Annotated in this window: 15 protein-coding genes; 3 read left to right on the forward strand and 12 right to left on the reverse strand. The window is 68.1% G+C overall.

Annotated features, from left to right (window positions below):
* Positions 1-93 precede the first annotated feature (93 nt).
* The gene (locus tag AC3WG5_RS12905) at positions 94-657 is read left to right on the forward strand and encodes a hypothetical protein (RefSeq protein WP_492568969.1); all 564 of its coding nucleotides are present in this window, start codon (positions 94-96) and stop codon (positions 655-657) included.
* A gap of 98 nt (positions 658-755) precedes the next feature.
* The gene (locus AC3WG5_RS12910) at positions 756-1,736 is read left to right on the forward strand and encodes a polysaccharide deacetylase family protein (protein WP_482583754.1); all 981 of its coding nucleotides are present in this window, start codon (positions 756-758) and stop codon (positions 1,734-1,736) included.
* Between the two features lie 59 nt (positions 1,737-1,795).
* Here the strand turns inward: AC3WG5_RS12910 and pqqD are convergent, their stop codons facing one another.
* The 12 genes from pqqD to AC3WG5_RS12970 form a co-directional block, all read right to left on the reverse strand.
* Positions 1,796-2,110: a pyrroloquinoline quinone biosynthesis peptide chaperone PqqD gene (gene pqqD, locus AC3WG5_RS12915; RefSeq protein ID WP_492568970.1), complete on the reverse strand. Its 315-nt coding sequence runs from the start codon at positions 2,108-2,110 to the stop codon at positions 1,796-1,798.
* Between the two features lie 61 nt (positions 2,111-2,171).
* Positions 2,172-2,246, reverse strand: coding sequence for a pyrroloquinoline quinone precursor peptide PqqA (pqqA, locus tag AC3WG5_RS12920; protein WP_081455968.1), 75 nt, complete (start codon positions 2,244-2,246; stop codon positions 2,172-2,174).
* A 107-nt stretch (positions 2,247-2,353) separates the two neighbouring features.
* The gene (locus AC3WG5_RS12925; RefSeq protein ID WP_482583751.1) at positions 2,354-3,103 is read right to left on the reverse strand and encodes a dihydroorotate dehydrogenase; all 750 of its coding nucleotides are present in this window, start codon (positions 3,101-3,103) and stop codon (positions 2,354-2,356) included.
* Positions 3,100-4,185: a 3-phosphoserine/phosphohydroxythreonine transaminase gene (gene serC / locus AC3WG5_RS12930; protein WP_492568971.1), complete on the reverse strand. Its 1,086-nt coding sequence runs from the start codon at positions 4,183-4,185 to the stop codon at positions 3,100-3,102. Before serC ends, AC3WG5_RS12925 begins: the two co-directional genes overlap by 4 nt.
* 4 nt (positions 4,186-4,189) lie before the next feature.
* Positions 4,190-4,696, reverse strand: coding sequence for a urate hydroxylase PuuD (locus tag AC3WG5_RS12935; protein ID WP_482583748.1), 507 nt, complete (start codon positions 4,694-4,696; stop codon positions 4,190-4,192).
* Positions 4,697-4,801: 105 nt separating this feature from the next.
* On the reverse strand, positions 4,802-5,947 hold the full coding sequence (pqqE, locus tag AC3WG5_RS12940; protein WP_008955408.1) for a pyrroloquinoline quinone biosynthesis protein PqqE: 1,146 nt from the start codon (positions 5,945-5,947) through the stop codon (positions 4,802-4,804).
* A 261-nt stretch (positions 5,948-6,208) separates the two neighbouring features.
* Positions 6,209-6,856: a response regulator gene (locus AC3WG5_RS12945; RefSeq protein ID WP_014088795.1), complete on the reverse strand. Its 648-nt coding sequence runs from the start codon at positions 6,854-6,856 to the stop codon at positions 6,209-6,211.
* 228 nt (positions 6,857-7,084) lie between these two features.
* A complete protein-coding gene (locus AC3WG5_RS12950) occupies positions 7,085-8,302 on the reverse strand; it encodes a class I SAM-dependent methyltransferase (RefSeq protein ID WP_492568972.1) in 1,218 nt (405 codons plus the stop codon).
* Between the two features lie 163 nt (positions 8,303-8,465).
* Complete coding sequence (locus tag AC3WG5_RS12955) at positions 8,466-9,767, reverse strand: hemolysin family protein (protein ID WP_482583745.1); 1,302 nt, start codon at positions 9,765-9,767, stop codon at positions 8,466-8,468.
* 99 nt (positions 9,768-9,866) lie between these two features.
* Complete coding sequence (locus AC3WG5_RS12960) at positions 9,867-10,589, reverse strand: uracil-DNA glycosylase (protein ID WP_492568976.1); 723 nt, start codon at positions 10,587-10,589, stop codon at positions 9,867-9,869.
* A 167-nt stretch (positions 10,590-10,756) separates the two neighbouring features.
* Positions 10,757-11,083, reverse strand: a complete 327-nt coding sequence (locus tag AC3WG5_RS12965; RefSeq protein ID WP_492568973.1) for a rhodanese-like domain-containing protein — start codon at positions 11,081-11,083, stop codon at positions 10,757-10,759.
* Positions 11,083-11,742, reverse strand: coding sequence for a protein-L-isoaspartate O-methyltransferase family protein (locus AC3WG5_RS12970; protein ID WP_492568974.1), 660 nt, complete (start codon positions 11,740-11,742; stop codon positions 11,083-11,085). Before AC3WG5_RS12970 ends, AC3WG5_RS12965 begins: the two co-directional genes overlap by 1 nt.
* A gap of 336 nt (positions 11,743-12,078) precedes the next feature.
* On the opposite strand from AC3WG5_RS12970, the gene AC3WG5_RS12975 reads away from it, so the two are divergent.
* Positions 12,079-12,776 (forward strand): phosphomethylpyrimidine synthase ThiC (locus tag AC3WG5_RS12975; protein WP_492568977.1); only part of this gene is annotated, 698 nt, incomplete at its 3' end.

Consider the following 12,776-nt stretch of genomic DNA (forward strand, 5'->3'; position numbering starts at 1 on the left):
ATTGCCGCTGTCTGGCGTCCTGGCTTCGGCCAACGTCGTACTGCCTGGCGACCTTGACCGACCCGCTAGCAATCAGGCAGTGGGAGGACATGTATGGATAACAAGGTGGTGCCCCGGTGGCTGCTGGCGGTTGTGCTGGCGGCGCTGGGGCCGGCCGCTGGAGCCGCGCAATACCTGGTGATCGGCTCGGGCGCACCGGACTACGCGACGCCGTCGGAAGCGGTGGAGGCGGTGGAGGAAGAACTGCTGCCGACCTTCGACGCGCTGATGAAGCTGGAGGCCGCCAGGAAGATCGTGGGCGGCATGCCGGTAGGCGATCGAACATTTGCCTTCATCCTCGATGCCGAATCCAACGACGAAGCCGACCGCCTGCTGCGCGACCTGCCGGCCTGGGGGCAGCTCAAGTGGGAGATCAAGCCGTTGCAGAGCTTCCAGGCGCGGGCCGAGAAGGAACGTAGCATTGCCGATGCGCTGATGAAGAAGGTGACCGACCCGGCGGTGCAACCGGCCGCCGCGCCGGCCCAGCCAGCCGCACCACCTGCACCACCCGCTCCGGCGGCGGCCCAGCCGTCCGGCACCACGGCCCAGCCGGCTCCCGCCGTGCCGCCGCCACCCGCTGCCGGTCCGGCCCCGGTCCAGGCCGCGGTGATGCTCTAGACCCCGAGGGGGAGGTGGGCGGCAAGGCGAGATTAGTGCTCGCCGTGGCGGCCGCGAGCCGTTACAGTAGCCGCCTGTGTGTCGTTGATTGCTCGTTCATGTTGCCCAAACTCCCCCTACTCGGCGCCGTACTGGCGTCTTTTGCCCTCAACTGCGCGGCCACCCCGCTGACGCGCTGCCTCGGCTATCCCGACGACGCCAAGCTGGCGATCGTCAACGCCGACGACGTCGGCATGCACCCCGACCTCGACCGCGCGGCGTTCCGTCTGCTCGACGAGGGCAAAATCCAGGATCTGTCGCTGATGGTGCCGGCGCCGCATTTTGCCGCGGCCGCGGCGGAGGTGCGCCAGCGTCACAAGGCGGTCGGGCTGCACCTGACGCTGACCGACGAATGGCAGGAGGATTACGGCTGGGGCGCGGTGCTGCCGCGCGAGCAGGTGCCCTCGTTGTACAACCCGGAAGGCCGGCTGTGGGGCAGCATCGAAGAACTGGCGGCGCACGCCGACATCGACGACGTGCGGCGCGAACTCCTGGCGCAGATCCAGAAGGCGCGCGACGCCGGTCTCACCATCACCCACCTCGACACCCACATGGTGTTCTGGCGCATCCGCAACGACTTCATCAACCTCTACCTGTCGCTGCCCAAGCTCACCGGCATCCCGGTGGTGCTGCAACTGCTGTGGCATCCGGTGGCGCAGCAACTGCCGCTGAGCCGTGGCGAGCAGCTGCGCGGCAACGTGGTGGCCGACAGCTACATCATGCAGTACAACCCGGAAATCCGGCCGCAGAACCTCGAAGTGCGCTACGACGGCTACGACTTCGCGGTGCGCAACTTGCCGCCCGGCCTGCACCAGTTCGCCATCCACCCGGCCGAGGACACCCCGGACGCGCGCCAGCGCATCGGCGACATCATGCTGCGCCTGAGCGATTTCCAGGTGTGGGAAGGGCCGGAAATCCACCGCCTGATGCAGGAAAAGGGTATCCAGACCACCGACTACCAGCGGCTCCAGGCGCTGCAGGAAGCCATCAACCGGCAACCCCGCAACTGCCTCAACGAGACGCCGGCCGCCAGCCGTTGATCGGCCAACAATGAACACCGACGGGCGCTGATCGAGCGCCCATTGCCGGTAGGGGGCGTTCAGTCGCGCGCGGGTTGCGCGCCGGCTACCATGAACTGCAGCCAGCCCTTGGCGCAGGCGGTGTCGACGAATGCCCGGGTGCCGCTCTCGATCTGTGCCGCGCTGTCGGGAAAAGCGACCTGCAGGTCGGCGACGATATCGTCCACGCTGCGCTGGCCGTCGCAGCGTTTCAGGATTTCCCCGGCCGATACGTTGAGTTTGATCAGGCCTTCGGGGTAGAGCAGGATGTAGGCCTGCTGGCTCGCCTCCCAGCGAAACATGAAGTGCGGTGCCAGCCGGGGGCGTGCGTGGTCGAGCGGGTGGGATGGGGTCATGGCGGTAGCTCCTGATCGGTGCAAGGGGGCGGCAGCGCTGTTGCCGCTGCCGCCCCGTGGCTCAGCGCACGTAGACGTAGGCGGTCACTTCGAAGCCAAGGCGGATTTCGCAGTAGGCGGGGGTTTCCCAGGTCATGACGGTCTCCTTCGGTTGCGGGGCGGCCCCATGCCGCTCCAGTAACGATTATTCGGCCCGGCCCGGACGCCAGCCAGCGGCAGCGGGCCAAAAACGGCTCGTGAAAATCATGAGACGGGCCGCGCCGGCCGCTCCTCGCACAACATGGCGAGGCAGGCCGGGCCGTGCTCGGCGAACAGGCGATGCACCTGCACCCCGTGCGCCCCCGCCGCCAGCGCGGCACGCACGTCGGCGGCGCGGCGGATGCCGCCCACCGCGATCAGCGCCGGACCGCCATGCAGCTGGTGTGCCAGGCCGCGCAGCGTCATGCCGTCCGGCGTGGCGTCGGGCTGGACCAGGATCAGGGCGTCGAACCCCGCCGTGGCGGCGGCGACGGCGAGGCGGACCGACGCCAGCGGCAGCTTGAGCGCGAGCGCCAGGCGGCGCCCGGAGGCCGCGGCGAGCCGGTCGCGTTCCCGCACCATGGCCGCCAGCGCCTGCCGCAGCAGCGCGTCGTGCTCCGCCGCCAGCAGCGGACGGTAGGCCCGGGCACTGAGATTGCAGCTCAGGTAATCCGCCACCGGCGCCGCCTGCTGCAGGCCGTACAGCCAGTCGTCGTGCAGCGCTGGCGGCGCGGCGCCGGGTGTCATGCCCAGGCCGATACCGATGGCGCTGTCGCCACGTGCCCCGAGGCGGGCCAGCGTCGCGGCCAGCGCCGCCACGCCGGGCTGCTGCCCCGGCACCGGCTGCGGCGTCACGGTGCCGAACTCCACCGCGGCAAAGCCGGCCGCGAGCAGTGCCGCCGCCTGCGCCCCGCTCTTGTCGATGCCGCCCGCCAGCCCGGGGCGGCGGCCCCAATGAAACGGCGCCGTGTTCACCCCCGTCCCCGCGCAAAGTCCGCCATGAACGCCACCAGGGCGGCGACACCGGCTTCCGGCATGGCGTTGTAGAGGCTGGCGCGCAGCCCGCCGACGTGACAGTGGCCGCGCAGATGCGTCAGCCCGGCCGCCTCGGCTTGCTGCAGAAAGGGCTCGGTGAGGCGCTCGTCCGCCAGCTGGAAACGCACGTTGCTCGGCGAGCGGTGGTCGTGCGCCACCGGCGCCCGGTAGAAGCCGCCGCTGGTGTCGATGGCGTGGTACAGCCGCTCGGCCTTGCGGCGGTTGGCCTCTGCCATTGCCGCCAGACCGCCCGATTCCGCGATCCAGTCGAACACCAGCGCCGCCAGCTCGATGGCCCAGCCCACCGGGGTGTTGACGGTGTTGTTCTCGGCCAGCTGCTGGCGATAGCAATAAGGGGCGGGGGCGTGGCGCGCCTCCCGTTGCAGCAGGTCCTCGCGCACGATCACCACGGTCAGCCCGGCCGGGCCGATGTTCTTCTGGGCGCCGGCGTAGATCAGCCCGAAGCGCGATATATCCAGCGGGGCGGCGAGGAAGCAGGAGGTGGCGTCGGCCACCAGCGGCACGGCGCCGGTGTTGGGCAGGGCGGGGTAGGCGATGCCTTCGCCGGTTTCGTTGGGGGTGATGTGGCAGTAGGCGCAGTTGTCCGGCAGCCGCCAGTTCTCCAGCGGCGGCGCGGCGAGCGGGGTGTCGCCCTGGTAGCGCGCCACCACCGCCACCTCGGCGAAACGGCGCGCCTCGCGGATGGCGCGGCCGGCCCAGTAGCCGGAGTCGGCGTAGGCGGCGCGACGCGACGGGCCGAGCAGGTTGAGCGGCACCATGGAAAACTGTTGCATCGCGCCGCCGGCGAGGAACAGCACGTGGTAGCCCGCGGGCAGGTCGAGCAGCGCCGCCAGACGCTGCCGGGCGCGCTCCAGCGTGGCGCGGAACGCCGGGCTGGTGAACGGGCGCTCCAGCGCGCAGGCGCCGTCGGCGCCGCGTAGCAGCAGGGTCTCGCGCGCCCGCTCCAGCACGGCGTCCGGCAGGCGCGCCGGGCCGGAGGCGAAGTTGTAGGCCGGGCTCATGGTCTCAGCCGAACAGGAAGCCGCCGTGCGTGCCCGCCGCCATGAAGAACAGCAGCGGCAGCGACAGCATGGTGTTGGTGCGCGAGGAGAGATGGGTGATGCGCGAGCAGCGCAGCCGCTCCTCGACGCTGGCCGGCACCAGCCCCAGCACCTTCTTCTGATGCGGCCACAGCACGAACCAGACGTTGAGCATCATCAGTGTGCCGAGGTACAGGCCGACGCCGATCGGCGCCTGCGCCCCGTGCAGGGTCAGCGCCGACGCCAGGATGCCGCGCTGCCACAGCATCAGCAGGCCGGCGCACCAGGTCAGCACCGCCGCCCAGCGGAAGGTGCCGTGCTCGCGGTTGAGCAGCGCCTGGAAGCGCGGGCTCTGGTCGTCGGTCAGGTCCGCGGCGCTGAGCGGGCGCCAGTTCGGCCGCTGCACCACGCTGGAGTAGTTGTGGCCGACCCAGACGATGCCGGCGAGAAAATGCACCCAGCGCACCAGCAGGTCGAGTGTCATTGCGTCCATGGTGTCTCCTCAGCCGGCCAGCAGGCGCACCAGCAGGAACAGCAGCAGTGTGAGCAGCGCGCCCAGCAGCAGGGTGCCGCCGGCGCTGTCGTAGGGATGGCGCATTCACTCCTCCATGAAGCTGGTGCAGACGCCGTTGGCGGAACGCTTGATCAGCGGCTTGCGGAAGCGCTGTGGCGCCACCGCCTGCGTCACCGCCGCCTGCACCAGGACATGCTGCGGCGAGCGGCTGCAGGCCGGGTCGGTGTTGCCGGCGTCGCCGGTGAGCAGGAAGGCCTGGCAGCGGCAGCCGCCGAAATCTTTTTCCTTTTCGGAACAGGAACGGCACGGTTCCGGCAGCCAGTCGAGCCCGCGGTATTTGCGGAACAGCGGCGAGTCGTGCCAGATCCAGGCCAGGGATTGATCCCGCACCGAGTGGAATTCCAGCCCGGGAATCACGCGTGCCTCCTGGCACGGCATCGCCACGCCGTCGGGGGCGATGGTGAGGTGGATGGCGCCCCAGCCGTTCATGCACGCCTTGGGGCGGTCTTCGAAATAGTCGGGGATGACGAAATAGATCGTCATGGCGCCGTCGAGCCGTTCGCGCCAGCGCTGGATCACCGCCTCGGCCCGCTGGATCTGCTCGCGCGTCGGCATCAGCTCGTCGCGGTTGAGCAGCGCCCAGTTGTAGTACTGGATGTTGGCGAATTCGATGTACTCGACGCCGAGCTCGGCGGCCCACGCCACCATCTCGTCGATCAGGTCGATGTTGTGGCGGAACACCGGCATGTTGAGCACCATCGGGAAGCCGTACGCCTTGATCAGGCGTGCCGCTTCCAGCTTGCGGGCGTGGGCGCGGGTGCCCACCAGCTGGTCGGTGAGCGCGGCGCGGGTCGCTTGCAGCGAGAGCTGCACCTGCTTCAGGCCGGCCTGCTTGAGCGCCGCCATGCGCGCCTCGTTGAGCCCGACCCCCGAGGTGATCAGGTTGGTGTAGAAGCCCAGCTCGTCGGCGTAGGCCACCAGCTCTTCCAGGTCGGGACGCTGCAACGGTTCGCCGCCGGTGAAGCCCAGCTGCAGCGCGCCCAGCTCGCGCGCTTCGGCGAGCACGCGTTTCCATTCTTCGGTGCTGAGTTCGTGTTCGGTGTACTTGTCGAAATCCAGCGGGTTGTTGCACCACGAGCATTTCAGCGGGCAGCGGTAGGTCAGTTCCAGCGACAGCCACAGCGGTTTGCCCTGGCCATCCAGGCTGAGCCCGGTCGATTCTTTCGGCATGGTGCGCTCCTCTTTCCTCGGCAGGCCGGTGCGGGACGCCCGGCTTCTGTAGACCGGCGGACGGCCGTACAGCGCCGCCTGGCGAGGGCGTGCGACGGTTTCGTGCAGCGGTATCTAGGATCATTGTCGGCACGGTCACGCGCGCGCGCGTCGGCGATGCCGGGAACGCGGCCTCACGGCATCCCGGCGCCGGGCCTCATGATTTTCGCTAGGACGGAGGGGGGCGGCCGCCTGCGGCGGCCATGTCGTAATCGGTCTCGATCAGACGTCGATCAGGCCGCAACGCACCGCGATCAGCGCCAGTTCGGCGGCGTTCTGCACGTTGAGCTTCTGCTTGATGTGGTAGAGGTGGGTGCCGACGGTGCTCGGGCTCAGGTGCAGTTCCTCCGCCACTTCGTTGACCGAGTGTCCCTGGGCGAGCTGCAGGAAGATGGCGAATTCCTTGTCGGTGAGCGCCTCGGAGGGGTCGGCGGCGCCGCCCAGCTGGGCCAGCGCCACCTGCTGCGCCAGCTGCGGATCGAGATAGCGCTGGTTGTTGCCGATCTGGCGCACCGCCTTGACGAACTCCTGCGGGGCGCTGCGCTTGCACAGGTAGCCCAGGGCGCCGATGCGCAGCGCGCGTACCGGCATCGCCACTTCATGGTGCGCCGAGAGGATCAGCACGCGCGCCGCGGGATGGCGCGCGCGCAGCCGTTCGAGAGTGGCGAAGCCGCCCATGCCGGGCATGTAGAGGTCGAGGATCAGCACGTCGGGCCGGGTTTCGTCGTACAGGCGCAAGGCCTCCTCGCCGTTGTCGGCTTCGCCCAGCACCTGGGCCCCGGCGCTTTCCAGCAGCGTGCGCAGGCCCATGCGTACCAGCGCGTGATCGTCGACGAGCAGGATGCTCAAGCCGGCCAGCGATTGTTTCATCGTGGACTCTCCCATAGGCGCTTGCCGAGGCGGGCGCGGCGGCGGCGCGGCCTCGGCAACGTACCGTGCCGTGAGCGGGACGGTTTCCGTCACCCTGCATGGTAGGGAGCGCGGCGGCGAGGCACTATTCGCCGGATGGGGTGGCGCGCCGGGAAAGAGGCACTACGCGCCTAGTCCTTTCAGACTAGGCGCGGTCTTCGGCCAACCTTTGACGATGCAGACGCCACCTCAGCGGCCGCGGTACATGTAGTCGCGCGACCACGCCAGCGTGGCGGCGTCCTGGCCGGCCTTCTGGCACAGCACCTGGAAGATCGACACCTTGTCGGTGCGGAAGGCGTAGGCGCAGCCGGCGAGGTAGAGGCGCCAGATGCGCCAGGTCTTTTCGTCCACTTCTTGGCGGATCGCCTCGCGGGCGGCCTCGAAGCGGCTGGCCCAGGCCGCCAGCGTGACGGCGTAGTGGCGGCGCAGGCTCTCCACGTCGATCGGCTCCAGCCCGCCTTCCTGCAGCGTGTGCAACACCAGCGAGATATGCGGCAGCTCGCCGTGCGGGAACACGTACCTCTCGATGAAGTCGCCGCCGCCGCCGGCGGTGCCGTCGCTGGCCGCCGAGGTGGTGGTGATGCCGTGGTTGAGGGCGAGGCCGCCGTCGGCGAGCAGGCGGTTCAGCGTGCCGAAGTAGTCCACCAGGTTGGAGAGGCCGACGTGCTCGAACATGCCGACGCTGGTGAGGCGGTCGAAGCGGCCGTCGACGTCGCGGTAGTCCTGCAGGCGGATTTCCACCTGGCGCTGCAGCCCTTCCTGGCGCACGCGTTCCACGGCGTGCTCGTACTGCGCCTCGGACAGCGTGATGCCGACGCAGCGCGCGCCGAATTCGCGCGCCGCCAGCCGTACCAGCGCGCCCCAGCCGCAGCCGATGTCGAGCAGGGTGTGGCCGGGCTGCAGCCGGATCTTGGTGAGGATGTGGCGGATCTTGGCGTGCTGGGCCTCCTCCAGCGTCTCGTTGCCGTGCGCGAAGTAGGCGCAGGAGTAGACCATGTCGCGGTCCAGCCAGTGCGCGTAGAAGCGGTTGGAGACGTTGTAGTGGAAACGGATCGCCTCGCGGTCGAGCTCGCGCGTGTGGCGCACGTGGCCGGGCTGGAAGCTGGCGCCGGGCACAGGGTTCTCGGCCAGGGCGAAGGCGTAGCCCAGCTCGATGATGTCGTCCAGGGTGCCGTCCAGATCGAGCTCTCCCTCGACGTAGGCGGCGGCGAGGTGGTCCACCGACGGCGACAGCAACAGTGGCAGCGACTTCCACGAGCGCACGCGGATGGCCAGCCGGGGCTGTTCGAAGTCTCCCAGCGCCAGGCTCTGGCCGGAGGGCAGCACGATGGCGACGGGCAGGTTGAGATGGTGGCGGAACGACTTGACCCACGCTTCGACGGGGGCGGCCAGGGTGTGTTCGAGCATGCTGCGGTCCTCATATCGCTGAAGCCCGGTGCCTGCCGGCAACCAGGTTGGTCAATTTCAGCGTAGTGCGCTTTTGCCAAGCGTGCCATGACGGGCGACGACCAGACAGCAAAACGCCGCCCTAGGGCGGCGTTGCAGGAAGATGCGGCACGATGCCGACGGCTTATGCTGCCGGCGGCTCTTCCTCCGGCGCCGACGGCGCCTGCAGGCGGCTGACCATGACCTTGTCGACGCGGGTCTTGTCCATGTCCACCACCTCGAAGGCGAAGCCGTTCCACTCGAAACGGTCGGCCGCCACCGGCACCCGGCCCAGCTGGAACATCACCACGCCGCCCAGGGTATGAATGTTGCCGGTGTCCTCGCCGGGCAGCAGGCTGTCGATGGCGAAGTGCTCGCGCAGCTCGTCCGGCGCCACCATGCCGTCCACCAGCCAGCTGTGTTCGTCGCGCTGGATGATCAGCTGTTCGTCTTCCTGCGGACCGGCCGGCAGGCCGCCAACGATCGACTCCAGCACGTCGTGCAGTGTCACCAGGCCTTCCAGCTCGCCGTACTCGTCCACCACCAGCGCCATGTGGATGCGCGCGCGCTTGAACTGCTCCAGCAGCTGCATCAGCGACACCGTGGCCGGCACGTAGAGCGGCGGGTGCATGCCGGCGGTGAAGTCGACGTTGCCGCCGGAGAGCAGGCGGTCGAGCAGATGCTTGGCGTCGACGATGCCGATCAGCTGGTCCATGCCGCCCTTGCACACCGGGTAGCGCGAGTAGGGGTGCGACTGCATCAGCTGGCAATTGCTGGTGTGGTCGTCCTCGATGTCGAGCGAGATGATGTCCTTGCGCGGCGTCATGATCGACGCCACCTTGCGATCGTCGAGGCGGAAGATGTTTTCCACCAGCTCCTGCTCGGCGCGGTCGAACACGCCTTCGTCGGCGCCCTGTTCCATCAGCACCTTGATCTCTTCCTCGGTGATCGAGGGCTCCTTGCTCTTCTTGGCGCCCATCAGGCGCAGGATGGCGTCGGTGAACAGGCTCAGCACGCGCACCAGCGGCGCGGTGGCGCGCGACAGCAGCTTCATCGGCCGCGCCAGCACGGCGGCGAAGAGTTCCGGGTTGTGCATGGCGAGGCGCTTGGGCACCAGTTCGCCGAACAGCAGCGACAGGGTGGTGATGGTCACCACCATCACGCCGAACGCCAGCGGGTCGCTATACGGTGCGATCAACGGGTACTGCTTGAGCCAGGCGGCCAGGTGCTGGGCGATGGCTTCTTCGCCGAACACGCCGGACATGATGCCGATCGAGGTGATGCCGATCTGGATGGTGGAGAGAAAGCGGGTCGGCTCTTCGACCAGCTTGAGCGCGGCCTGCGCGCCCTTGTCGCCGTCGTCGGCCCATTGCTGAAGACGGACCTTGCGCGACGACACCAGCGCCAGTTCGGACATGGCGAACACGCCGTTGAGCAGGATCAGCAACAGTAATATGAATATGTCCACGGTGGGGAAAAAGAGTTGCGGGACTCCAAGCTTAGGGCAAGGCCGGCCCGCTGGGAAGCGGGCCGCTGAGGGACCGGGTCAAAACAGCAGCGATTGTTCGGCGGCGGGTGCCCACTCGATCACGCTGCGCCCGGCGGCGGCGAGCCAGGCGTTGGCCTGCGAGAAGTGGCGGCAGCCGTGAAAGCCGCGGCTGGCCGACAGCGGCGAGGGGTGGGCGGCGCACAGCACCTTGTGGCGGCGCGTGTCGATGCGTTCCGCCTTGCCCTGCGCCCAGTTGCCCCACAGCAGGAACACGCAGCCGGGGTTCTCGGCGTTGACGGCGTCGATCAGCGCGTCGCTGACGTTCTGCCAGCCCAGCTTGCCGTGGCTGCCGGCCTTGTCGGCCTCCACCGTCAGCACGCTGTTGAGCAGCAGCACGCCTTGCCGCGCCCAAGGCGTCAGGTCGCCCGAAGCCGGCAGGCCGGTGCCGAGATCGGCGGCGATTTCCTTGTAGATATTGCGCAGGCTGGGCGGGATGCGCACGCCCGGCGGTACCGAGAACGACAGCCCCATCGCCTCGCCGGCGCCGTGGTAGGGGTCCTGGCCGAGGATGACGACGCGCACGTCGGCCGGGGCGGCGTAGCTCAGGGCGTGGAAGATCTGCTCGCGTGGCGGATAGATAGTCTTGCCGGCGGCGGCTTCGTTGGCGAGGGTGCGGTCGATCTGGCTCAGGGCCTTGAAACACGCAGGCGACCTCAGCACGGTCTCCCAGGCGGGATGGACGCGGGCGAGGGTGGGGGCGAGATAGTCGAGTTGCGGCATGGCGTTGTTGTTGTCGCAGAAGAACGGGGGGTTTGGCACGCTTGCAAGCGGCTCGGCGTCGGCCCGGGGCCGGCTGGCGAGCGCGCTCCGATGCTAAGACCGGTCAGCAAAAAGGCCGTTCCCGCACGGCGTGAGGGAAAGGCCTTGAGGCAGGAAATGGCGCGGTTTCAGTAGTGCGCCATGGTCGGATCGACGTCGCAGGCCCAGGCCTCGACGCCGCCACGCAGGCTGATCACCGGCTCGAAACCGGCATTGGCGAGGTAGAGCCCCACCTGGAAGCTGCGCACGCCGTGGTGGCAGACGGTGACGATGGGCTGGTCGTCCGGCAGCTCGCTCATGCGCAGCGGGATCAGGTTCATCGGGATGTGCAGCGAACCGGGAATGCGGCACAGCTTTACTTCCCAGTCCTCGCGCACGTCCAGCAGCACCGGCTGCTCGGCGCTGGCGTCGGCCAGCCACTGTGCCAGCTCGCCGGCGCTGATTTCCTTGACCATCAGAAGCTGAACCGTTCCGGCTCGACCGCCTCGGAGTGGGCCAGGCGCGGGATGCAGATTTCGAACAGGTTGGTCTCGCGGAAGACGGTTTCGCTCTCGCGCTCGATCAGCTTGGTGGTCATCACCGGCTCGTCGCCGACCACCAGGATCATGCGGCCGCCGACGGCCAGCTGTTGCTTCAGGCTGTCCGGCACCACCGGCAGCGAGCCGCCGACCAGGATGGCGTCGAACGGCGCCTGTGCGGCGTAGCCGTCGACACCGTTGCCTTCGACCAGAGTGGCGTTGCTGATGCCGGCCTTCTTCAGGTTCTTGGCCGCCATTTCCTTCATCACCGGGTCGAGGTCGACGCTGTAGACGTGACGCGACAGGCTGGCCAGCAGGGCGGTGACGTGACCGCTGCCGGTACCGATTTCCAGCACCTTGTCTTCCGGCTTCAGGCCGAGGTCCTGCACCAGGCGGGCTTCCACCTTCGGCTGCAGCATCTTGTGGCCGTTGACGAGCGGCAGTTCGGTGTCGACGAAGGCCAGCGTGCGCTTGTCGTCCGGCACGAAATCCTCACGTTTCACGTGAAACAGCAGATCGAGTACTTTGGGGTCAAGCACATCCCACGGACGAATTTGCTGTTCGACCAGGTTGAAGCGGGCATTCTCAAAATCCATCAGTTCACTCCGGAAGGGCTTTGTCGACAATAACTTGCGATTATCCCATATTTACCGTACCTTCACAGCATCGCTAGGGGTCCTGCCCCCGTTTTTTATGAGCCAGTCCCCATCGAAGGATTGGTTTTTTTACATAAACACGGGGCGCCGGTGAGAAACACCCTTGGAACCTGACCCGGATAATACCGGCGTAGGGAAGCGTCTTTAATTGAAGTCCGGCTTCCGCCGTACTTCCCGCCCATGGCCCCGTCGTCCGGCGTTCCGCTCCCTGCGCTGTTTCATCGAAGCAACCACGGAGACCGACCGATGAACGCGCCGACCAACCTGAATACCGAAATGGTGGTGGACCAAGCCGCCATCCAGCCGCTGCCCAACTCCCGCAAGATCTACGTCGAAGGCTCCCGCCCCGACCTCCGTGTGCCGATGCGCGAGATCAGCCAGGCCGACACCCCGACCCAGTTCGGCGGCGAGCAGAACCCGCCGATCTACGTCTACGACTGTTCCGGCCCCTACACCGACCCGGCCGCCCAGATCGACATCCGTTCCGGCCTGGCGCCGATCCGCGCTGCCTGGATCGAGGAGCGCGGCGACACCGAGCAGCTGGCCGGTTTGAGCTCCGAGTACGGCCGCGCCCGCGAGGCCGACGCCAAGCTCGACGAGCTGCGCTTCAACCTGACGCGCCAGCCGCGCCGCGCGCTGCCGGGCAAGAACGTCACCCAGATGCACTACGCGCGCCAGGGCATCATCACGCCGGAGATGGAATACATCGCGATCCGCGAGAACCAGAACCGCGCCGCCTACATCGAGTCGCTGAAGGCCGCCGGCGGCAAGAACGCGCGCCTCGTCGAGCTGATGACGCGCCAGCACCCGGGCCAGAACTACGGTGCCGGCATGGTCGACACCATCACCCCGGAATTCGTGCGCCAGGAAGTCGCTTCCGGCCGCGCCATCATCCCGAACAACATCAACCACCCGGAATCCGAGCCGATGATCATCGGCCGCAACTTCCTGGTGAAGATCAACGGCAACATCGG

The organism is Pseudogulbenkiania sp. FW507-F1 (genome assembly GCF_058781125.1).